Origin of the sequence: Streptomyces sp. McG3 (genome assembly GCF_018619185.1) — a bacterium.
GTDB lineage: Bacteria > Actinomycetota > Actinomycetes > Streptomycetales > Streptomycetaceae > Streptomyces.
In genome coordinates, this window is sequence record NZ_JAAXYC010000044.1 from 18064 (window position 1) to 37875 (window position 19812).

Annotated in this window: 20 protein-coding genes; 15 read left to right on the forward strand and 5 right to left on the reverse strand. The window is 73.0% G+C overall.

The window, feature by feature from the left end:
• Nucleotides 1-147 precede the first annotated feature (147 nt).
• The 9 genes from HET64_RS10450 to mnhG all read left to right on the forward strand — a co-directional run bounded on the left by HET64_RS10450 (nt 148) and on the right by mnhG (nt 8923).
• A complete protein-coding gene (locus HET64_RS10450) occupies nt 148-1422 on the forward strand; it encodes an acyl-CoA dehydrogenase family protein (RefSeq protein ID WP_215104089.1) in 1275 nt (424 codons plus the stop codon).
• On the forward strand, nt 1419-1820 hold the full coding sequence (locus HET64_RS10455; RefSeq protein ID WP_097867020.1) for a RidA family protein: 402 nt from the start codon (nt 1419-1421) through the stop codon (nt 1818-1820). Before HET64_RS10450 ends, HET64_RS10455 begins: the two co-directional genes overlap by 4 nt.
• An 82-nt stretch (nt 1821-1902) precedes the next feature.
• Nucleotides 1903-2334 (forward strand): (4Fe-4S)-binding protein, encoded by a 432-nt coding sequence (locus HET64_RS10460; RefSeq protein WP_215104091.1) that lies wholly within the window; start codon nt 1903-1905, stop codon nt 2332-2334.
• 132 nt (nt 2335-2466) lie between these two features.
• A complete protein-coding gene (locus tag HET64_RS10465) occupies nt 2467-5370 on the forward strand; it encodes a Na+/H+ antiporter subunit A (protein WP_215104093.1) in 2904 nt (967 codons plus the stop codon).
• Nucleotides 5367-5984: a Na(+)/H(+) antiporter subunit C gene (locus tag HET64_RS10470; protein ID WP_050357049.1), complete on the forward strand. Its 618-nt coding sequence runs from the start codon at nt 5367-5369 to the stop codon at nt 5982-5984. Before HET64_RS10465 ends, HET64_RS10470 begins: the two co-directional genes overlap by 4 nt.
• Nucleotides 5981-7627 carry a Na+/H+ antiporter subunit D gene (locus HET64_RS10475; protein WP_215104095.1) on the forward strand — a complete coding sequence of 549 codons (1647 nt, stop codon included), beginning with the start codon at nt 5981-5983 and terminating at the stop codon, nt 7625-7627. The genes HET64_RS10470 and HET64_RS10475 overlap by 4 nt, the downstream gene beginning before the upstream one ends.
• Nucleotides 7624-8253, forward strand: a complete 630-nt coding sequence (locus tag HET64_RS10480; RefSeq protein ID WP_215104097.1) for a Na+/H+ antiporter subunit E — start codon at nt 7624-7626, stop codon at nt 8251-8253. The genes HET64_RS10475 and HET64_RS10480 overlap by 4 nt, the downstream gene beginning before the upstream one ends.
• A complete protein-coding gene (locus HET64_RS10485; protein ID WP_215104099.1) occupies nt 8250-8573 on the forward strand; it encodes a monovalent cation/H+ antiporter complex subunit F in 324 nt (107 codons plus the stop codon). The genes HET64_RS10480 and HET64_RS10485 overlap by 4 nt, the downstream gene beginning before the upstream one ends.
• Entirely contained in the window at nt 8570-8923 is a 354-nt protein-coding gene (gene mnhG, locus HET64_RS10490) for a monovalent cation/H(+) antiporter subunit G (protein WP_215104101.1), read from the forward strand. The genes HET64_RS10485 and mnhG overlap by 4 nt, the downstream gene beginning before the upstream one ends.
• An 18-nt stretch (nt 8924-8941) precedes the next feature.
• Here mnhG and HET64_RS10495 read toward each other — a convergent pair whose 3' ends face one another.
• Nucleotides 8942-9310, reverse strand: a complete 369-nt coding sequence (locus tag HET64_RS10495; protein ID WP_215104103.1) for a nuclear transport factor 2 family protein — start codon at nt 9308-9310, stop codon at nt 8942-8944.
• Nucleotides 9311-9486: 176 nt separating this feature from the next.
• Between HET64_RS10495 and HET64_RS10500 the strand changes: the two genes are divergently transcribed.
• The gene (locus HET64_RS10500; RefSeq protein WP_215104105.1) at nt 9487-10032 is read left to right on the forward strand and encodes an MOSC domain-containing protein; all 546 of its coding nucleotides are present in this window, start codon (nt 9487-9489) and stop codon (nt 10030-10032) included.
• Nucleotides 10033-10120: 88 nt separating this feature from the next.
• Nucleotides 10121-10861, forward strand: a complete 741-nt coding sequence (locus tag HET64_RS10505) for a CDP-alcohol phosphatidyltransferase family protein (protein WP_215104107.1) — start codon at nt 10121-10123, stop codon at nt 10859-10861.
• Here HET64_RS10505 and HET64_RS10510 read toward each other — a convergent pair.
• Nucleotides 10830-11279, reverse strand: a complete 450-nt coding sequence (locus HET64_RS10510) for an adenylyltransferase/cytidyltransferase family protein (protein WP_003965602.1) — start codon at nt 11277-11279, stop codon at nt 10830-10832. The genes HET64_RS10505 and HET64_RS10510 overlap by 32 nt on opposite strands.
• A 151-nt stretch (nt 11280-11430) precedes the next feature.
• Here HET64_RS10510 and HET64_RS10515 point away from each other — a divergent pair, with 151 nt between their 5' ends.
• Genes HET64_RS10515 through HET64_RS10525 form a run of 3 tightly spaced genes read left to right on the forward strand, consistent with a single transcriptional unit; the run spans nt 11431 to nt 15613 of the window.
• Nucleotides 11431-12693 carry a glycosyltransferase gene (locus tag HET64_RS10515; protein ID WP_215104110.1) on the forward strand — a complete coding sequence of 421 codons (1263 nt, stop codon included), beginning with the start codon at nt 11431-11433 and terminating at the stop codon, nt 12691-12693.
• The gene (locus tag HET64_RS10520; protein ID WP_215104112.1) at nt 12690-14372 is read left to right on the forward strand and encodes a lipopolysaccharide biosynthesis protein; all 1683 of its coding nucleotides are present in this window, start codon (nt 12690-12692) and stop codon (nt 14370-14372) included. Before HET64_RS10515 ends, HET64_RS10520 begins: the two co-directional genes overlap by 4 nt.
• The gene (locus HET64_RS10525; RefSeq protein WP_215104114.1) at nt 14369-15613 is read left to right on the forward strand and encodes a hypothetical protein; all 1245 of its coding nucleotides are present in this window, start codon (nt 14369-14371) and stop codon (nt 15611-15613) included. Before HET64_RS10520 ends, HET64_RS10525 begins: the two co-directional genes overlap by 4 nt.
• Here HET64_RS10525 and HET64_RS10530 read toward each other — a convergent pair.
• The gene (locus HET64_RS10530; protein WP_215104116.1) at nt 15582-17123 is read right to left on the reverse strand and encodes a hypothetical protein; all 1542 of its coding nucleotides are present in this window, start codon (nt 17121-17123) and stop codon (nt 15582-15584) included. The two genes, HET64_RS10525 and HET64_RS10530, sit on opposite strands and share 32 nt — an antisense overlap.
• Before the next feature lie 107 nt (nt 17124-17230).
• On the opposite strand from HET64_RS10530, the gene HET64_RS10535 reads away from it, so the two are divergent.
• On the forward strand, nt 17231-18397 hold the full coding sequence (locus HET64_RS10535) for a glycosyltransferase (protein WP_215104118.1): 1167 nt from the start codon (nt 17231-17233) through the stop codon (nt 18395-18397).
• A gap of 12 nt (nt 18398-18409) precedes the next feature.
• Here HET64_RS10535 and HET64_RS10540 read toward each other — a convergent pair whose 3' ends face one another.
• Complete coding sequence (locus HET64_RS10540) at nt 18410-19249, reverse strand: glycosyltransferase family 2 protein (RefSeq protein WP_215104120.1); 840 nt, start codon at nt 19247-19249, stop codon at nt 18410-18412.
• Nucleotides 19246-19812 (reverse strand): hypothetical protein (locus HET64_RS10545; RefSeq protein ID WP_215104122.1); only part of this gene is annotated, 567 nt, incomplete at its 5' end. The genes HET64_RS10540 and HET64_RS10545, both read right to left, overlap by 4 nt.

Sequence of the window (19812 nt, forward strand, 5' to 3'; positions counted from 1 at the left end):
GGATCGCCCCCTTGTCGCCTCTGGAGCGTATCGTTTGGGTGACGGTAGTCAACGGTCCGCGATAAGACATGACGTGCGATGCGATGCGACGAGATGCCACGCGACGCGACGGAGCACGCGACACGACGCGACAAGAGAGGCGCCGCCATGACGGCATTCTCCCTCGAACCGGAACAAACCGCCTGGTGCGAGGAGCTCCGCACCCTCGCCGCGCAGGAGCTGCGCCCGCTGGCGGAGAAGGGGGAGCCCGGGCGCGTCAACCGCCCGCTGCTGGCCGCGCTCGGCGAGCTGGGCCTCCTCGGCCGGATGCTGGGCTCCGGGGCGCTGGACCTGTGCCTGCTGCGTGAGTCCCTGGCCCGGGGCTGCACCGAGGCCGAGACGGCCCTCGCCCTCCAGGGCCTCGGCACCACCCCGATCGTCCAGGCGGGCACCGCCGCCCACCGTGAGCGCTGGCTCCCCGAGGTCCGGGCCGGGCGGGCCGTCGCGGCGTTCGCCCTGAGCGAGCCGGGTGCCGGCTCCGACGCGGCGGCCCTGAGCCTGGCCGCCGAGCACACCCCGGACGGCTGGGCGCTCACCGGCGAGAAGTGCTGGATCTCCAACGCCCCCGAGGCCGACTTCGCCGTGGTCTTCGCCCGGACGACCCCCGGGGCGGGGTCCCGCGGCATCACCGCGTTCCTGGTCCCGTCCGACCGCCCCGGACTCACCGGCTCCGCCCTCGACATGCTCTCCCCGCACCCCATCGGCACCCTGGAGTTCGACGGTGTACCGGTCACCGCCGACGATGTGCTCGGCGAGCCCGACCGGGGCTTCCGGGTCGCGATGAACACCCTCAACCTCTTCCGGCCCAGCGTCGGGGCGTTCGCCGTGGGGATGGCCCGCGCCGCCCTCGACGCGACCCTGGACCACACGGCCCGGCGCACCGCGTTCGGCGGTCCGCTGAGCGACCTCCAGGCCGTCTCGCACCAGGTCGCGGAGATGGCCACCCGCACCGAGGCCGCCCGCCTCCTGGTGTACGCGGCGGCCGCCGCGTACGACGCGGGGGAGAGCGGCGTGCCGCGCCGGGCGGCGATGGCCAAGCTGTACGCCACCGAGACCGCGCAGTACGTCGTCGACACCGCCGTCCAACTGCACGGCGCCCGCGCCCTGCGCCGGGGTCATCTGCTCGAACACCTCTACCGCGAGGTCCGCGCGCCGCGGATCTACGAGGGCGCGAGCGAGGTGCAGCGCACCATCATCGCCAAGGAGCTGTACGCGAACGGCGCCCAGCGATCCGAGCCCCTCGCCCAGCAGCGCCTCGCCCAGCAGCGCCTTGACCGGCAGCCCCGTGACGAACAGTCCCTTGATCAGCAGCCCCCCACCCGGCAGTCCGCCGCCCAGGAGCCCGTGGAGCCCGCCGGCCTCACCCAGGAGCCGCCCGCATGAGCCCGTCCCACCGGATCAACCCGGCCGAACTCTCCCCGCCCACCGGCTTCAGCCACGCGGTCGTCGCCACCGGCGGGCACCTGGTCTTCCTCGCCGGACAGACCGCACTCGACCCGGACGGAAAGGTCGTCGGGGACACCCTGCCCGACCAGTTCGCCGTCGCCCTGGGCAATCTGCTCACCGCTCTCCACGCGGCCGGCGGCGCCCCCGCCGACCTCGCCCGGGTCACCGTCTACGCCACGGACATCGCCGACTACCGCTCCCACGCCCCCGAGCTGGGCCGGATCTGGCGCCGGCTCGCGGGACGCGACTACCCGGCGATGGCCGTCATCGGGGTGGCCCGGCTCTGGGACGAGCAGGCGATGGTCGAGATCGACGGGGTCGCGGTGCTGCCGTGAGCCGGGCGTCCGAGTAGCGGCGGGAGGACGGCGGGGCGAGGCTGAAGGGGTCCGGATACCGAGCCGACCAGGAGGGTCAGCGGTGACCAGTCAGCCGCCCCCGCGCCCCGCCGCCCGCTCCTACGACGGCGAGGGCATCGTCGTCGGATTCGACGCGCACCGCTGCCTGCACGCCGCCGAGTGCGTGACCGGACTCCCCGCCGTCTTCGACGTCGGCCGCCGCCCGTGGATCCAGCCGGACAACGCCCCCGCCGACGAGGTCGCCGACGTCATCCACCGCTGCCCGAGCGGCGCGCTCCAGTACCACCGCACCGACGGGATGCCCGACGAGGTCCCGGACGTCCCCACCCATGTCTCCCTGCACGCCGACGGGGTGCTGCACGTGCGCGGCGATCTCGAAGTCGCCACCCCGTACGGACCGTGCCACGAGACCCGGGTGATGCTCTGCGGCTGCGGCGCCACCGGCAACACGCCGTACTGCGACCACAGCGGACCCTGCGCCGGACACGGCTGAGGCGACCTTCCCGGAGACAGCGGCCGGGAGGCGCGCGGCGCGCCGGTCGGGTGAATCGGCCTGAGAGATATATCTGTATTTAGTGCCTTTTATTCCGGATGCCCCGCCGCCGCCCGAACCGGACACCCCTCGGTGATCGCGCTCATCGTCGCCCACTTCGCGCTCGCGGCCTGCGCGGGCCCGCTGGTGCACCGGCTCGGCCGGCGGGCCTTCGTCGTGCTGGCCCTGCCCCCTGCGGCGGCCACCGTCTGGGCCCTCACCCGCTGGAGCACCGCCGCGTCCGGAGACGCGGACACCTGGTCCTGGCAGTGGATCCCGGACTACGGCGTCGCCCTCGACCTGCGCCTGGACGCGCTGGCCGAACTGATGGTGCTGCTCGCCGCCGGGGTCGGCGCGCTCGTCCTGCTCTACTGCGCCTCCTACTTCACCGACGACACCCCGCAACTGGGCCGCTTCGCCGGGAACCTGCTCGCCTTCGCGGGCGCGATGCTCGCCCTCGTCCTCGCCGACGACCTGATCACGCTCTACGTGTTCTGGGAACTGACCACGGTCTTCTCCTACCTGCTGATCGGCCACGGCAGCGAACACCGGCACAGCCGCCGCTCCGCCCTCCAGGCCCTCGTCGTCACCACCTTCGGCGGCCTCGCCATGCTCGTCGGCTTCCTGATCCTCGGTCAGGCCGCCGGCACCTACCGGATCTCCGCGATCGTCGCCGACCCGCCCGAGACGACCCTCGCCGTGTCCGTCGCCGTCGTCCTCGTGCTGTGCGGGGCGCTGTCGAAGTCCGCGATCTGGCCGTTCTCCATGTGGCTGCCGAACGCCATGGCCGCGCCGACCCCCGTCAGCGCCTATCTGCACGCCGCCGCGATGGTCAAGGCCGGGGTCTACCTGGTCGCCCGGCTCGCCCCCGCCTTCGCCGACGTCCCCGTCTGGAAACCCGTCGTGCTCGTCCTCGGCGGCGCGACCATGCTGCTCGGAGGCTGGCGGGCGCTGCGCCTGAACGACCTCAAGCTCGTCCTCGCCTACGGGACCGTCAGCCAGCTCGGCTTCCTCACCCTGCTCGCCGGGACCGGCAACCGCGACGCCGCGCTCGCCGCCGCCGCGATGATCCTCGGGCACGCCCTCTTCAAGGCCCCGCTGTTCCTCGTCACCGGCATCGTCGACCACGCGGCCGGCACCCGCGACCTGCGCGAACTGTCCGGCGTCGGCCGCTCCCTGCCGTACGTCGCCGGCGTCGGCGCCCTCGCCGCCGCCTCCATGGCCGCCCTCCCGCCGCTGCTCGGCTTCGCCGCGAAGGAGGCCGCGTTCGAGGCGCTGCTGCACGGCTCCGCCGCCGACCGGTGGGCGCTGGCCGTCGTCGTCGCGGGCTCCGCGCTGACCACCGCGTACAGCCTGCGGTTCGTCTGGGGCGCGTTCGCCCGCAAGCCCGGCGTCCCCGACACCCCTGTCCACCGCGTCGGGTGGGCCTTCCTCGCCCCGCCCGCCCTGCTCGCCGCCCTCGGCCTGGTCCTCGGCCCCGGCGTCGGCTGGACCGACCGGCTGCTGGGCGCGTACGCCGACACGTTCCCGGCCGAGGGGAAGCCGTACCACCTGGCCCTCTGGCACGGGTTCGGTATCGCGCTGCTCCTGTCGGCCCTCGCCTGGGCCGCGGGCACCGTGCTCTTCCTCGGCCGCGCACAGGTCACCCGGCTCTCCCGCCGGATCGCCTGGCCCACCGCCGACAGCGTCTTCGGCCATCTGCTGCTCGGGCAGGAACGTCTCGCCCTCCAGGTCACCGGCTTCATCCAGCGCGGCTCCCTCTCCGTGTACCTCGCCACCACCCTCCTCGTCATGCTCGCCGGGCAGCTCACCGTCCTCGTGGTCGACACCCCCTGGAACGGGGCCGTGCGCCCCCGGCTCTGGGACAACCCGCTCCAGGGCGCGGTCGCCGCCCTGACCTGCGCCGCCGCCCTGCTCTGTCTGACGGTGCGGCGGCGCATGAAGGCCGTCGTCCTGGCCGGACTCACCGGATACGGCGCCGCCCTGCTCTTCGTCGTCCAGGGAGCGCCCGACCTGGCGCTCACCCAGTTCTGCGTCGAGACCGTCTCGATGATCGTCTTCGTGCTGGTGCTGCGCCGGATGCCCGTCCACTTCCAGGAGACCGTCAGTACCTGGCGGCGGGCCGCCCGCATCCCGATGGCCCTCGCGGCGGCCGCCACCGTCGGCGTCGGCATGTGGGTCGCCGCCGCCGCGCGCACCGCCGAACCGGCCGGCGCCGCCATGGTCCGGGAGGTCGCCGACCACGGGCTCAAGGACGTCGTGGCCACCATCCTCGTCGACCTGCGCGCCTGGGACACGATGGGGGAGTCCGCGGTGCTCGCCGCCGCCGCGATCGGCGTCACCAGCCTCATCTACCTGCACCGCCGCAGCGAGGGCACCCTGGTCCAGGAGGAGTTGCGGGGGCGCACCGCCTGGTCCCTGTCGGCGCACCACTCCTCCCGGCTGCCGCAGGGCGACGACGTGGCCCCCGAACGCGGCTGGCTGGCCGCCGGAGCCACCCTCGCCCCCGAGCACCGCTCGATCGTCTTCGAGGTGGTGGCCCGGCTGCTGTTCCACCCGATCCTCGTGCTCTCGGTCTATCTGCTGTTCTGCGCCGAGAGCCTGCCCGGCGGCGGGTTCGTCGCCGGACTCGTCGCCGGACTCGCCCTGATCACCCGCTACCTGGCGGGCGGCCGCTTCGAACTCGCCGAGGCGGCCCCCCTGCAACCAGGCCTCTTCACCGGCCTCGGCCTCTTCATCTCCACCGGCGTGGGCCTCCTCGGACTCGCCGAGGGGACCGTCCTGCACGCCTTCACGTACTACGGACACCTGCCGGTCTTCGGCTCGTACCACCTGAGCACCTCGGTCCTCTTCGACTTCGGCGTCTACCTGCTGGTCCTCGGCGTCGTCCTGGACATCGTGCGGGCCCTCGGCGCCAAGATCGACCGGCAGATCGAACGGGCGGCGGGCGTCCTCACCCCCGAAGGCGGCCCCGAGGCGGGAGGGACCCTCCGATGATCGTCAGCGCCTCGCTCCTCGCCACCGCCGTCGTGCTCTGCGCCGTCGGCGGCATCCTCATGCTCACCCGCCCGCTGACCCGCATCCTGCTCGGCGCCGTCATCCTCGGCAACGGCATCAACCTGCTGGTCCTCTCCTCCACCGGCCGGGCCGGTGCGGCGCCCCTGCTCTACGGGGTGTCCCTGAGCCGGGTCACCGACCCGCTGCCCCAGGCCATCGCGCTGACCGCCATCGTCATCACCCTGGCCACCACCGCGTTCCTGCTGGCCATGGCCTACCGCAGCCACCAGATCACCGGCACCGACGAGGTCCACGACGACCTGGAGGACCGCCGCATCGTGCTGCGCGCCGAAGTGCTCGGCGAACGCGCCCAGCTGCGCGAACAGTTCCGGTCGGGGGCCGAACCCACCGCCGAGGAGCGCGAACGCTACCGGGAGGAGCGCCGCCGGCTCCGCGACCGGCTCCGCGCCGACCGCGCCCGCCAGGCCCGGGGCCGCGACGCCTCCGGCAACCTCTGGAACGACGTGCTGGGCGCGGACCCGGAGGACTACGCACGCGACGGCGACGCCAAGGCGGACGACCGCTACCCCCGCGACCGAGGAGCCGACGGATGAACGCGCTCGTCCCCCTGCCCGTGCTGCTGCCCCTGTGCGCCACCGGTCTCAGCCTCGCCTTCGGCACCCGCCTGGGGCGCTTCCAGCGCTTCATCAGCGTCGCCGTGCTCACCGCCGTCACCGCGCTCTCGGTGATCCTCATGATCGCCGCCGACCGGCAGGGCCCGCTCTCCGTCCACCTCGGCGACTTCGCCCCGCCGCTCGGCATCACCCTGGTCGCCGACCGGCTGTCCGGGCTGATGCTCACGGTCTCCTCGGCCATCACACTCTGCGTCCTCGTCTACTCCCTCGGCCAGGGCATGACCGACCGGGACAAGGAGACCCCGCTCGCCGTCTTCCACCCCGCCTACCTGATCCTCGTCGCCGGGGTCTCCTGCACCTTCCTCGCCGGCGACCTCGTCAACCTCTACGTGGGCTTCGAGATCATGCTGGTCGCCAGCTTCGTCCTGCTCACCCTCGGCGGCACCGGACCCCGGATGCGGGCGGGCTCCACCTACGTGATCATCTCGCTGTTCTCCTCGATGCTCTTCCTCACCGCCATCGCCATGACGTACGCGGCCACCGGCACCGCCAACTTCGCCCAGCTCGCGGGACGGCTGGCCGACCTCCCCATCGGCGTACAGACCCTGATCCAGGCGCTGCTGCTGACCGTCTTCGCGATCAAGGCGGCCGTCTTCCCGCTCGCCGCCTGGCTCCCCGACTCCTATCCCACGGCCCCGGCCCCCGTGACCGCCGTCTTCGCCGGACTGCTCACCAAGGTCGGCGTCTACTGCATGCTCCGCACCGAGACCCTGCTCTTCCCCGGCAACCGCATCGGCGACCTTTTGATGGCCATCGCGCTGGCCTCGATGGTCATCGGCATCCTCGGCGCGGTCGCCCAGACCGACCTGAAGCGGCTGCTCTCCTTCACCCTGATCAGCCACATCGGCTACATGGTCTTCGGGATCGGCCTCGCCACCCGCGAGGCGTACGGCGGGGCCATCGTGTACGTCGCCCACCACATCACCGTCCAGACGACCCTGTTCCTCGTCGCCGGGCTCATCGAACGCCGGGGCGGCACCACGGAACTGACCCGGCTCGGCGGTCTGGCCAGGGCCGCGCCGATGCTCGCCGTGCTGTTCTTCGTCCCCGCGATGAACCTCGCCGGGATCCCCCCGCTGTCCGGCTTCATCGGCAAGCTCGGGCTGATGCGCGCCGGTGTCGCCGACGGCGGCGGCTGGGCCTGGCTGCTGGTCGCGGGCTCGGCGGCCACCAGCCTGCTGACGCTGTACGTGGTCGCCAAGGTCTGGAACCTGGCCTTCTGGCGCGCCGCCCCGCCCGGCCAGGCCGCCGCCGGAACGGTCCTGGAGTCCGGCGACGACAGCGACGACGACGCGGACGCGGGCCCCGACCGGATCCGCGGCACCGGTGACGAGGGCATCGCCCCGGCCCACCGCCCGGCGGGGCAGGCCGTCGCCGCGACCCTGCGGGCCGTCATCACCACCAGCCGGCTGCCCCGCCCGATGGTCGCGGCCACCGCGGCGACCATCGCGATCGGCCTCTCCTTCACGGTGTTCGCCGACCCGCTCACCGCCTTCACCGACCGCACGGCCACCGAACTCCTCCAGCGGACCCCCTACGTCCAGGAGGTGCTGGGCCGGTGAAACGCATCCTGCGCCTCTCGTTCCGCAACGCCGATCTGCCGCCCCTGAGCGCCGAGTTCGGCACCCGCCGCCGACGCGTGCTGGACCTGCCGCTGATCGCCTGGCTCACCCTCATCTGGGTGCTGCTCTGGTCCACCCTCACCTGGGCCAACGTCATCACCGGCCTGGTCGTATCGGTCGCCGTCTGCCTCGCCTTCCCGCTGCCCCGGGTCGACCTCGGACTGCGGCTCCACCCCTGGGGCATCCTGCGCCTGGTCGGCTATCTCCTCCACGACATGTACACCTCCGGGGTGAAGGTCACCCGGCAGATCTTCTTCGGCCTGCCCCACCGGGCCGCCGTGATCGGGGTGCCCCTGCGGTGCCGCAGCGACCTGATGCTCGCGGCCACCGCCGTCGCCGTCTCCAACGTCCCCGGCGGCTCCATCATCGAGGTGCGCCGGGCCACCGCCACGGTCTTCCTGCACGTCCTGGACGCCGACCGGCCCGAGGAGCTCGAAGCCGCCCGCCGCCAGGTGTGGCGGATCGAGGAACTGACCGTACGGGCCTTCGGCACCCCCGACGAGATCGCCCGGGTCGCCGACCCCCCGCCACCGCCCCAGCTCGCCGCAGGGAGGCCCGCACCATGACCGCGCCCGAACAGGTCGACCGCGTTCTGCTGACCGCCGCCGTCGTCCTGATCCTGCTCGCCGGCGCCCTGCTGCTGGCGCGGATCTGGCGGGGCCCCTCCATGCTGGACCGGGCGATCTCGCTGGACGTCTGCGCCGCCCTGATCATCGCCGGCCTCGCCGCCAAATCGGCGTTCGCCCGGGATCCGTTCTACTTCCCGATCATGCTGGTGCTGGCGTTCCTCGGGTTCACCGGCTCGGTGGGCATCGCCCGCTTCATCGCCGTACGCGACCGGCCCCGTCCCCCGCACCCCGACGACGCCCAGGAGGGCTCCCGGTGAGTCTCTGGCTCCAGATCGTCGACACGGCCGGCGCCGCGATGCTCCTCATCGGCGCCGCGATCTGTCTGCTCGGGGTGATCGGCATGATCCGGCTGCCCGACGTCCTCTCCCGCAGCCACGCCGCGACCAAGCCGCAGACCCTCGGCATGATCCTGGTGCTGGCCGGGGTCGCGCTGCGGCTGCGCAGCGGCATGGACCTCGCGACCCTCGGTCTCATCGCCTTCTTCCAGATGCTCACCGGCCCGGTGGCCTCGCACCTGGTGGCCCGTTCCGCGTACCGCACCGGCCAGGTCGATCACGGCGAGCTGCTCTTCGACGAACTCGACGAGCAGCTCACCGACAGCAAGTGAGGGCGCTGCGGGCCGCGTTCACGCCCCCGGTACGCGGTCCAGGAACCCGCTCACCGAACTGATCCGGCCGTCCTCGGCGAGCCGGACGACGTCGAACCCGGCCACCGGCGCGGAGCCGTCCGCCGGGGAGACCAGCTCCCAGCCGAAGCGGGCCAGGTCGTGGTGCCCGTCGGGCGTCCCGGCGGGCCGGAACCGGAAACCGGGGAACTGCTCGTGCACGCCGCCGATCACGGCTGCCAGCCCCTCGTGCCCGTGCACCTCGGCCAGCGGGTCGGTGTACCGGGCGTCGGCGGTGAACGCCGCGGCCACGGCCTTCGCCCGCTCCTCGGCCCCGGTGCTGTTCCAGGCGGCGAAGTAGCGCTGGACGGCCTCGTCGTACGCGGTCATGGTGGACCCTCTCCTCGGGAGCCCCGGCGGTCCGGGGCGGTGCCCCCACCTTGGCCCGAGGGTCGGCCACCGTCGATTACCCCGGAGGTAAGGGGGCTCCGCCCCCCGGTCACCCGTCGGGCGTAGGGTCGAAAGAGGTAGCGCATCGCACTTGTCGAGCAGGGGGGCGGGGACCCATGGCGTACGGAACGGTCACCACGGTCAGCAGCAGCGGCGGGCACACTTTCAGCAAGGAGAGCCGGAAGAGCGTGACGCTGCTCGCCGGGCTCGGGGTCGAGGGGGATGCCCACGCGGGCGTGACCGTCAAGCACCGTTCCCGGGTCGCCCAGGACCCCACCCAGCCCAATCTGCGGCAGGTCCACCTGATCCAGGAGGAGCTGTTCACGGAGCTGGCCGGCGCCGGCTTCAATGTGGCTCCCGGAGAGCTGGGCGAGAATCTCACGACCCGGGGCATCGACCTGCTCGCCCTCCCCACCGGCACACTGCTGAGGATCGGCGACGACGCGGTCGTCGAGGTCACCGGCCTGCGCAACCCCTGCCTCCAGATCGAGGCCTTCCGGGAAGGGCTGCTGAAGCAGGTCGTCGGCCGGGACGCGGCGGGCGCGGTCGTGCGCAAGGCAGGCGTCATGAGCGTGGTCCGGCGAGGCGGTGTGATCCGCCCCGGCGACACCGTCGCAGCCGAACTCCCCGCCGGCCCGCACCGCCCGCTGGAACGCGTCTGATATCCCGTACCCCCGGGTCCCCGCCAAAGCGCCCACGGGCCCGGTTCCGCATGCCATGATGCGGGCAATGCCGGACGCTGGGGGGCGTATGGGAAACACGGGCACAGTGCTGCGCGAACTGCGCGGCGCACAGAAGAGCGCCAAGGGCGTCTCGCTCTACTCGCGGTACGTGAACCGGCCCGCCGGGCGGGTGCTCGCGGCCGGGGCGTACCGAGCGGGCATGACGCCCAATCAGGTCACCCTGACCAGCGCGCTGTTCACCTATGGCGCACTGGCGTCGGTCGCGCTCGTCGAGCCGTCCTGGACGCTAGGCGTCCTGGTCTGGGCGGCCCTCGCGGTCGGCTTCGCCTTCGACTCCGCCGACGGGCAGCTCGCCCGGCTCACCGGCGGGGGAGGGCCCGACGGGGAGTGGCTGGACCATGTCGTGGACTGCGGGAAGCTGCTGCTCGTCCACGCCGCGGTCCTGATCTCCTTCTACCGCTTCGGTGAACTGCCATCCGAAGCATGGCTGCTGCTCCCGCTGGGATTCCAGCTGGCGGCGGTGGTGACCTTCTGCGCCGGGCTGCTGCGCGACCAGCTCGGCAAGGCTGCGGTCAGTGCCCGGGGTCCGTCCTGGGCGGCACCGGACGCGACGGCGCCCGTCTCACGGGTGCGGGCCGTGGCGCTGCTGCCCGCCGACTACGGGGTGTTCTGCCTGGTGTTCCTGCTGCTCGGCGCACCCGGGGCCTTCCGCGCCGGGTACGCCGTGCTCGCGGTGGCGCAAGCGGTTTTCCTGGCGGCCTTCCTCGCCAAGTGGTTCAGGGAGCTGAAAGCGCTCCGGGCCGGTTGACGAGCACGTCCAGCGCCCGGCGCAGCTGGGTGCTGGACGTGTGCACGGTGTACGGGAAGTAGACGACCTCCACGCCCACTTCGGCGAAGTCGCGCTCCAGCTTCTCCCCCTTGTCCGTGCCCCGCCAGTCGTCCCCCTTGAAGATCACGTCGAACCGGACCTGCTGCCAGGTCTCGACCTTGTCCGGCACGGTCTCCACGAACGCGGCGTCCACGAAGCGCACGCTGCGGACGATCTCCAGTCGCTCGCGGAGCGGGATCATCGGCGTGTGGCCCTTGGCGAGGGCGGCCATCTCGTCCGACACGACCCCGGCGACCAGGTAGTCGCACTGACTGCGGGCATGCCGCAAGATGTTGAGGTGCCCGACGTGGAACAGGTCGTACACCCCGGGTGCGTAACCCACCCTGTGCTGCACCATCCGTATCTCTCCCCCCACGGTCAACGTGATCCGGTGATGTTCCAACGACCTTACTGTGAAGAATACTTGTGCAAGCCGTGAACGGATAAGCTCGGCAGGGGCTGTTCCCCGGTGGGGGCAGTGGCTGTCGTGGGGGGAAGGCGATCGTCCGATGTCCGAAGCGTCAAGGCGCAGTCCGATCCGAGGCCGCCGACTTCTGGTGGTTTCGACCAACTACGCACCGGAGCTCACGGGCATAGGCCCGTACGCCACCCAACTGGCCGAGCACTGGGCCGCGTCCGGAGCCCGGGTCCGGGCGCTCACCGGTATGCCGCACTACCCCTCCTGGCGACTGGAGGAGGCGTACCGGGGCGTCTGGAGGACGGTGGAGATACGCGGCGGCGTCGGCGTGCACCGGCGCAGGCACTATGTGCCACCCCGTCAGACCGCTGTGCGACGTGCCGCGTTCGAGGCGAGCGTCCTCGCGACCGGACTGTTCGCCCCACCGCCCGGACGCCCCGACGCCGTGATCTCCCAGATGCCCAGCCTCGCGGGCGCCGTCATCGGAGCCCGCCTCGCCCGCCGCCACCGCGTCCCCCATCTGCCCGTCGTCCAGGACCTGATGGGCGCCGCCGCCGCACAGAGCGGCATCCGGGGCGGAGGCAGGGCCGCCACCGTCGCCGCGGCCGCCGAGCGGTACGCGCTGCGCGGGGCCGCCCTCGTCGGTGTCATCCACGAGAGCTTCGTCCCCGGAGTCACCGCTCTCGGCGTCGACCCCGGCCGCATCCGCCTCGTCCCCAACTGGACCCATGTGCAGGGCCCCACCGCCGACCGGGCCGCGACCCGCGCCCGGCTCGGCTGGCCCGAGGGCACCCCGGTCGTCCTGCACTCCGGCAACATGGGGCTCAAGCAGGGTCTGGACGTCCTGGTGGACACCGCCCGCCTCGCCCCCGACGTCCGCATCGTCCTGATGGGCGACGGCAACCAGCGCGACGCCCTGCGCTCCCGCGCCGAGGGACTGGCCAACGTGGACTTCCTGGAGCCCGCGGCGGCCGAGGAGTTCACCGACGTGCTCGCCGCCGCCGACGTCCTCGCGGTCACCCAGCGCGCCTCGGTCCTCGACATGAGCGTCCCCTCCAAGCTCACCTCCTACTTCACCTCCGGACGCCCCGTGATCGCCTCCGTCGCCGACGAGGGCGGCACCGCCGACGAGGTCCGCCGCTCGGGCGCCGGGGTCCTCGTCGCCCCCGAGGACCCGGCCGCCCTCCTCGAAGCGTTGCGGAAGCTGGTCGCCGACCCGGCCGCCGCCGACGCCCTCGGGGCCGGGGGCCCGCGCTACGTCGCCCGCCACCTGAGCCGGGAGGCGGGCCTCGCCCGCTTCGACGACCTGCTCGCCGAGGCCCTGCCGGACGCACAAGGGAGCCCCCGCCGATGACCCCGCACCACCGCGCCCCGGACGACCAGGACGAGCCGGCGCTCCTGCGCGACCAGTTCCGCCAGCTCCTGCGCTACCGCTCCCTGCTGGCCTGCGGAGTCGCCGTCGGCCTGCTCGGCGGCGGCTATCTCGCCCTCGGCGGCGACGACACCTACACCGCCACCGGCGAAGTGCTCGTCCGCTCCGCGATCTCCGACCCCTTCGCCGCCGGATCCACCGCGGACAAGGGCATCAACATCGGCTCCGAGCGCCAGACCGCCGTCAGCGACACCGTGGGCACCCTGGCCGCCGGGACCCTGCTCAAGGCGGGCGACGACGTCACCGCCCGCAAACTGCTCACCGGGCTCCAGGTCACCAACCCGCCCAACACCCTCACCCTCCGCTTCTCCTACACGGCCGCCACCCCCGAGCAGGCCCGCGCCCGCGCCGAAGCCCTCGCCGGGGCCTATCTGGCCCACCGCAAGGCGCGCACCGAGGAGAGCATCCGGAACATGTCCGACGGCTACCGGGCCCAGCTCCGCCCGCTGGAGGAGAAGCGCGACCTGCTGGAGGACCAGATCGGGGCGGGCGCGGAGGACGACGTCAGCAGCGCCCGCGCCAACATCATCGTCTCCATCTCCGAGCTGAGCCGGAAGATCTCCGAGCTGAAGGCCCTGGACACCACCCCGGGCTACCTCAACAAGAAGCCCGTCGCCCCCACGTCGCCCACCGGCCCGGGACTGCCCCTGCTCCTCGGGCTCGGCGGCGTCGTCGGCCTCGCCCTGGGACTGCTGCTCTCCTGGGTGCGCCTCGTCTTCGACCCCGCCGTACGCTCCACCCGCGAACTGGTCCGCTCGCTCGGCGCCCCCCTGCTCGGCACCCTGCCCCGGGAACGCGCCGCCGCGGGCAGCCTGCTCGCCATCGGGCGCGGCACCTCCCGGCTGGCCGAGGAGTACCGCGCCGTCGCCTTCCGGCTCGCCTACGACCCGTCGTTCGCCGAGAACCGCCGTCTGCTGGTCACCGCCCCCCGCGGCGACAACACGGCGGCCGCGGCCGCGGCCGCCAACCTGGCCGCCGCCTTCGCCGAGATGGGCCGCGACGTCCTGCTCGTCGAGGCCGACCTGCGCACCCCCTCGCTCGCCCGCGACCTGGGCTCCGGCTCCCACGAGGTGCGCCCGCCGCGCTGGGCCGCCGAGGACGGCGGCGGCTGGCCCGCCGGCGGCCGCACCAACGTGGACGTGCCCGGGTCCGGGGCCTTCGCCCTGATCCCCGGGACCACTGTTGACAACGTCCCGCGCGCCCTGACCTCCCCGCCCGTCGGCCGCATCGTCGCGGAGGCCGACCGGACCGGCAACGTCGTCATCGTCCTCGCCCCACCCGTCCTGTCCTACGCGGACGCGGTCGCCCTGGTCGACCGGGTGGAGGGCGTCATGATCGTCTGCGACCCGCGCGAGGTGCACCGCAGCGACCTGGAACGCATCCGCGAGATCATCGGTGCCTCCGGAGGCGCCGTTCTCGGCGCGCTGCTCCACCCGGGCCGGAGGCGGCTGCGGCGCGCGGAGCGACGGGCGAAGCCGACCCGGCGCCGGGGCGGTGGCGGTTCCGGCCCCACCGCCGAGCCGGACGCTCCCGAGATCACCGGCGATCCCACCGAGACCCTCGGCCTGCGCGCCTTCACCCAGCCGGCCGCGCGCAGGTGAGAGCCCGCACCGCCGTCCTCTGCTCGGTCGCGGACCAAGGAGTGGCGGCGCTCACCAACATCCTGGTGCTTCTCGCGGCCGCCCGGCTCTCCACCCTCACCGACTTCGCCCGCTTCTCCGCGGTCTACCTGGTCTTCACGGTGCTCCTCGGCGTCTCGGGCGCGTACACCGGGCAGCCGCTGGTCCTCAAGCGCGGCGCTGGGGAGGAGACCCGGGGCGCCTGCCGGTCCGCCGTCGCCTTCACGGTCCTCGCCTCGACCGCCCTCGGCGCGCTGCTCGCGGCGGTCTGCGCCCTCGTCCCCGGCGACACCGCCCGCGCGCTGATGATGCTCGGGCTGGTGCTCCCCGTGGTGCTGGGGCAGGACGCCGGGCGGTACGCCTTCTCCACCCTCCAGCGCCCCCATCTGGCGCTGACCGCCGACCTGCTGCGGCTCGGCTGCGTGCTGGGGGCGCTCGCCGCGCAGGACTACGGGGCGTCCCCCGCCCGGCTGATCGCCGTCTGGGGCCTCTCCGCGCTGCCCGCCCTGCTCCTGACGGCCGCCCTCCTGCACCGGGCCACCGCGGGGGCCCCGGTCCGACTGCGCCCGATGCTGCGGCGCGGCCATCTCGGACAGCGCTTCACCGTCGAGTTCGGCGTCGGCAACGCGACCGGTCAGCTGTCCGTCCTCGGCCTCGGCGCGGTCGGCAACCCGCTCCTCGTCGGCGCGCTGCGCGGGGCGACGACCCTGTTCGGACCGCTGAACGTGCTCTACACCTCGGCCACCTCCTTCGGCCCCCCGCTGCTCCGCCGCATCGGCGACGAGCGCCGCCGGGTCCGGGCCACCGCCGCCCTCGCCGCCGCTCTCGCGGCGACCGCCGCCCTGTGGGCCACCGTGCTCGCCCTGCTGCCCGCGCGCGCCGGACGCGCACTGCTCGGCGACACCTGGCCCACGGCCGCCGCCCTGCTCCCCGCGACCGGCAGCCAGTACGCGGCGATGGCCGCCGGCACCTGCGGGCTGCTCGCCCTGCGCATGCTCGACCCGCGCACCACGCTCTCCATCCAGGTCGTCTTCTCGCTCACCGCCGTGGCGTTCCTCGCGGGCGGTTACGTCATCGGGGGCGTTCCGGGCGCCGCCTGGGGGCTCGCCCTGGGCTCGCTCTGCAAGGCCGTCGCGACCTGGATCAGGGTGGCCCGGCTCCGCCGCCGGGGCCCCGCGTACCAGGAGCCCGTCAGCGCCGACGCGCTGCCCGCTGCTCCCTGAACGTGGTGATCAGCATCAGGCACAGCGCCGCGATGGCGAGCTTCCCCACCGCCTGCAGCAGCGGCCCGCGCAGCAGGATGAAGGTGTATCCGGCGATCAGCGGGGCCGCGATCGCCAGCACGCTGCCGGGCCCCGGCCCCGCCCGGGTGACCGCGAGGGCGTACCTGCGGTCCGTGCGGGCCGCCGCGTAGCCGATCAGCGCCAGCCCGCCGACCAGCCCCGCCGGGCCGAAATCCACCCAGAACTCGGTCCACAGCGGGGCCGAGAGGTTGGTCATCCGCAGCCCCATCCACTGCCCGACCCGGACCCCGGTGTCCTCCGGCTTCCCGCTCCACACCGCGCGCGGCACGAAGAACAGCGCGGAACCCGTCAGCTGGCGGCCGTAGGTGTGCCCCCGGGTATCGACCCACGAGACGGTGTTGGCGAACATCACCATCTGGTCGTAGTCCTTGGTCACCAGCGGCTCGAAGACCGACGCCGACTGCACGGGCCGCTGTCCCCCCTCCTCGTACCGGAACCTGTCCGCGTACGGGAACACCACCAGCGCCCCGATCACCCCCGTCGCCAGCACCGTGCGGTAGAACGCCGCACTGCTCGGGAACGCGGTGAACACGAACGCCATCAGCACCGTCAGGAACCAGTAACGTGCGTTGGAGACCGGGTTGTTCACCACCAGGTTCAGCGCCGCCAGCGCCACCCACACCAGCACCGTCGAGGGGGTGCGCCGGGCGCGGTGGGAGGTCGCCAGGCGGCGGGTGTAGAACAGCAGCGCCAGCAGCGCCGGGACCTGGCCGAAGCCCTTGATGAACGCCGAGCCCACATTGGACCCCTCCGCCACCACCCCGCTCGCCGCGACGGTCTCGTTGATCTCCTGCCGGCTGGAGAAGAAGACCGCGGGCCCGCCCAGCTTCAGCACGTAGAACGCGCTCGCCGCGAAGGCCAGCAGCACCAGGAGCCGCAGCCGCACCGGATGCGCCCGGGCGGGCCCGCCGCCCGAGCCCCGCCCGGAGGGCACCCGGCGGCGCAGGGGACGCCGCGAGGCCAGCAGCGCCCCCAGGTCGTAGGCCGCACACCCCACCAGGATCATCGCGATCGCGGTCACCAGGTCCTGGCGCGGCCCCACCATCGGCGTCGGCGTCTGCCCGATCACCACCTGGGCGAACGGCGCGACGCCCATCGCGATGTACACGAACATCCAGAAGACGCCCTGGAGCAGCCGCCGCCGGGTCGAGAGGATCATCGTCGCCAGCCGGGCCCCCGCATAGCAGGTCAGCACCAGCTGGAGCCAGTACGCCGTGTCCCGGACCCCGCTGCCGGGCTGGGCGGCGATCACCGCGGGCAGGAAGCAGACCAGGCCCAGGATGAGCGGCACGGACAGCGCCCGCGACAGCATCGACCAGGCGATCGGCCGCTCGGGCGGCTCCGGGGGGCCGCCCGGGGCTCCCGGTCCCGCCGGACGCGCGGCCACCGGGTCGGTCTCCCCCTGCGCCGACGTGTGCACCGACGTCATGCGCCCCCCCGGGATCAGTGAACCGTGAACACTCTAACGAATCAGCCCATGTGAGGAAGAGCGATGGCTACTCTGTGAACAAGTGGCCATGGTCGAGGGGAACTCCGGTGAAAATCCTGCACGTTGTCACGCTCCACACCCCGGACCACGCCTTCGGCGGTCCGACCCGGGTGGCGTTCAACCTGTCCAGGGTCCAGCGCGCCGCAGGGGACGACGCCCGCGTCATGGCCCTCGGCGACGGCTTCCCCGCCGGCGAACTGCCCGGGCGGGTGGAGGGAGTTCCGGTCCACCTCTTCCAGGCGCGGCACCTGCTCCCGATGTTCGAGGTCAGCGGCATCACCTCCGCCGCGCTGCTGAACACCGCGCGCCGCATGATGCGCGGCGCCGACCTTGTGCACGTCCATCTGATGCGGGACCTGGTGACCCTGCCCGCGGCGCTGCTCGCGCTCGCCACCCGGACGCCCCTGGTCGTCCAGACCCACGGCATGATCGACCCCACGGAGAAGAAGGTCGCCCAGCTCACCGACCTGCTCGGGGTCCGCAGGGTGCTGCGTTCGGCCGACGCCGTCCTGCACCTCACCGAGATGGAGCGGGTCGACGTGAACGCCGTCGCCGCCCCCGTCCCGCTCACCCGCACCGTACGGCTGGTCAACGGGGTGCGCCCGCAGGAGCGCAAGCCCGCCCGCGACCCCGGCCGTCCGCCCACTGTGCTCTTCCTCGCCCGGATCCAGGAGCGCAAGCGGCCCGAGGACTTCGTCGCCGCGATGCCGCACGTCCTCGCCCGTCACCCGGACGCCCGGTTCGTGCTGGCCGGGCCGGACACCGGCGCGCTGGCCGGCACCCTCGCCCTCGCCCGGAAGCTGGGGGTGGCCGGTTCCCTCGACCATGTGGGTCCGCTGGAGCACGATCAGGTCCTTGCCGCCGACCGCGAGGCCGATGTGTATGTGCTGCCGGCGATCGAGGAGCCGTTCCCGGTCTCGGTGCTGGAGGCGATGTCGGTCGGCACCCCGGTCGTCATCACCCGCACCTGCGGTCAGGCCCCCGATGTGGCGGGGGCGGGGTCGGGCCGGGTCATCGACAGCCGGGTCGGCGAGGACGCGGCCAACGCCCGCAAGGTCGCCGACGCGATCCTGGAGCTGCTGGAGCCGGAGGCCGCCGAGCAGGCGGGCAAGGCCGCCTGGGAGCTGGTGAACGAGCAGTTCACCATCGAGGCCGTCACCGCCACCCTCCGGCGGACCTATGAGGACGTGGTCCGCCGGAGGCGGGGGTGGTGACCGGGCTGCCCGTCAACGCAACGGCTTCTCCCTCGACTTGAGGGCGATCTGCCAGCGGTAGAAGCTCATCGCCAGTGCGAAGTCGAAGCCCGCCCGGCCGTCCAGGAAACCCCGCTTGTACAGATACATGTAGCCGAAGGACACCACGGGCTTGAAGGGCGCCTTGTGGAACAACTGGCCCTGACGCGACTTGACCTGGCGCACCTGCTCCTTCACCTCGGGGTGCTGCTCCAGCCACGCCTCCCAGTCCGAGTAGCGGTTGTGCCGCTCGAACCAGGCGGTCACCGGATCGAGGTCCTGGTGCTCGATCGGGTGGGTGAGGGTCCCCACGGTCGCCGCGACCGGCTGGTAGTGGCCCTCCACCTCACCGATGCCGGGGGCGTCGAGGTCCCCGACCTCCGGATAGTGGGCGCGGGTCCGGTCGGTCAGCGACCGCTTGCGGATGGTGTATCCGTGCCGCAGCCGCTTCCCCGAGAACCAGTAGCCGAGCGGTATGTCGTACGCGGCGGGCTTCGGGGCCGCCGGGTCCCGGAAGGTCTCCCGCAGTTCGGCCAGCAGCCCGGGGCTCAGCCGCTCGTCGCCGTCGAGCAGCAGGATCCAGTCCAGGTCGGTGCGGACGTTCTCCAGGCACCACTGCTTCTTCCGCGGGTGGCCCCCGTCCCAGGTGTAGGTGACCACCTCGGCCCCGCACTCCTCGGCGATCTTGACGGTGTCATCGGTGCTGTGGGAGTCCACCACCACGACCGCCTCGAAGTGGCCGAGCACCGATTTCACCGCCTCCGCGATGTTCAGGCCCTCGTTCTTCGTGGGGATCGCCACGGCTATCGGCAGTTTCGGCTTTCCTGCGGTCATCCCTCGGCTCCTTCGGGCAGCCAGGCGTAGCAGCCTGTGGAGGTGAACGTGCGGGCGGACTTCGGGATCGTGATCGTGCGGGACGTGCCGGTGTCGGACGTGCCCGAGGACAGCTCCTTGCCGCCGGCCCCGGTGATCTGCCAGGAGCAGCCCGTGGTGGGGGAGGCGGACCGGTAGACGCCCGGCCGGAGTTCCTTCCCGGTGTGCGTGCCGTCCGGGTAGGCGTACGCCGCCTCGTCCACCAGGTCCTGGTGCCGGGGGCAGAGTCCGGCGACCGCGTCCGCCGCGTCCGGGATCTCGTCCGTCGCGATGGCGCCGACGGCGGTGTCCCGGTCGGCCTTGACCAGATAGCGGAGCTTGTCGCACGCCTCCTGGCCGGTCTGGAGCACGGCGGCCGGGTCCATGCCCTTCGGCACCCGGTCCTCCAGATACTCCCTCTGCTTCTCCGTGAACGTCCCGGTGGCCGGGGTGATCTCGTCGGACGGTGTCTTCGGGCCCGTGGCGGGAGCGGAGGGGCCGGCGGCGGCAGGCTCCTCGGGTTCCCCGGCGGACGGCGTGGCGGG

What these genes read in the sequence shown, in the direction of transcription:
- HET64_RS10450 (WP_215104089.1), top strand. Translation starts at nt 148, where the DNA reads ATGACGGCATTCTCCCTCGAACCGGAACAAACCGCCTGGTGCGAGGAG.
- HET64_RS10455 (WP_097867020.1), top strand. Translation starts at nt 1,419, where the DNA reads ATGAGCCCGTCCCACCGGATCAACCCGGCCGAACTCTCCCCGCCCACC.
- HET64_RS10470 (WP_050357049.1), top strand. Translation starts at nt 5,367, where the DNA reads ATGATCGTCAGCGCCTCGCTCCTCGCCACCGCCGTCGTGCTCTGCGCC.
- HET64_RS10475 (WP_215104095.1), top strand. Translation starts at nt 5,981, where the DNA reads ATGAACGCGCTCGTCCCCCTGCCCGTGCTGCTGCCCCTGTGCGCCACC.
- HET64_RS10485 (WP_215104099.1), top strand. Translation starts at nt 8,250, where the DNA reads ATGACCGCGCCCGAACAGGTCGACCGCGTTCTGCTGACCGCCGCCGTC.
- HET64_RS10495 (WP_215104103.1), bottom strand. Translation starts at nt 9,310, where the DNA reads ATGACCGCGTACGACGAGGCCGTCCAGCGCTACTTCGCCGCCTGGAAC.
- HET64_RS10500 (WP_215104105.1), top strand. Translation starts at nt 9,487, where the DNA reads ATGGCGTACGGAACGGTCACCACGGTCAGCAGCAGCGGCGGGCACACT.
- HET64_RS10505 (WP_215104107.1), top strand. Translation starts at nt 10,121, where the DNA reads ATGGGAAACACGGGCACAGTGCTGCGCGAACTGCGCGGCGCACAGAAG.
- HET64_RS10510 (WP_003965602.1), bottom strand. Translation starts at nt 11,279, where the DNA reads ATGGTGCAGCACAGGGTGGGTTACGCACCCGGGGTGTACGACCTGTTC.
- HET64_RS10515 (WP_215104110.1), top strand. Translation starts at nt 11,431, where the DNA reads ATGTCCGAAGCGTCAAGGCGCAGTCCGATCCGAGGCCGCCGACTTCTG.
- HET64_RS10520 (WP_215104112.1), top strand. Translation starts at nt 12,690, where the DNA reads ATGACCCCGCACCACCGCGCCCCGGACGACCAGGACGAGCCGGCGCTC.
- HET64_RS10530 (WP_215104116.1), bottom strand. Translation starts at nt 17,123, where the DNA reads ATGACGTCGGTGCACACGTCGGCGCAGGGGGAGACCGACCCGGTGGCC.
- HET64_RS10540 (WP_215104120.1), bottom strand. Translation starts at nt 19,249, where the DNA reads ATGACCGCAGGAAAGCCGAAACTGCCGATAGCCGTGGCGATCCCCACG.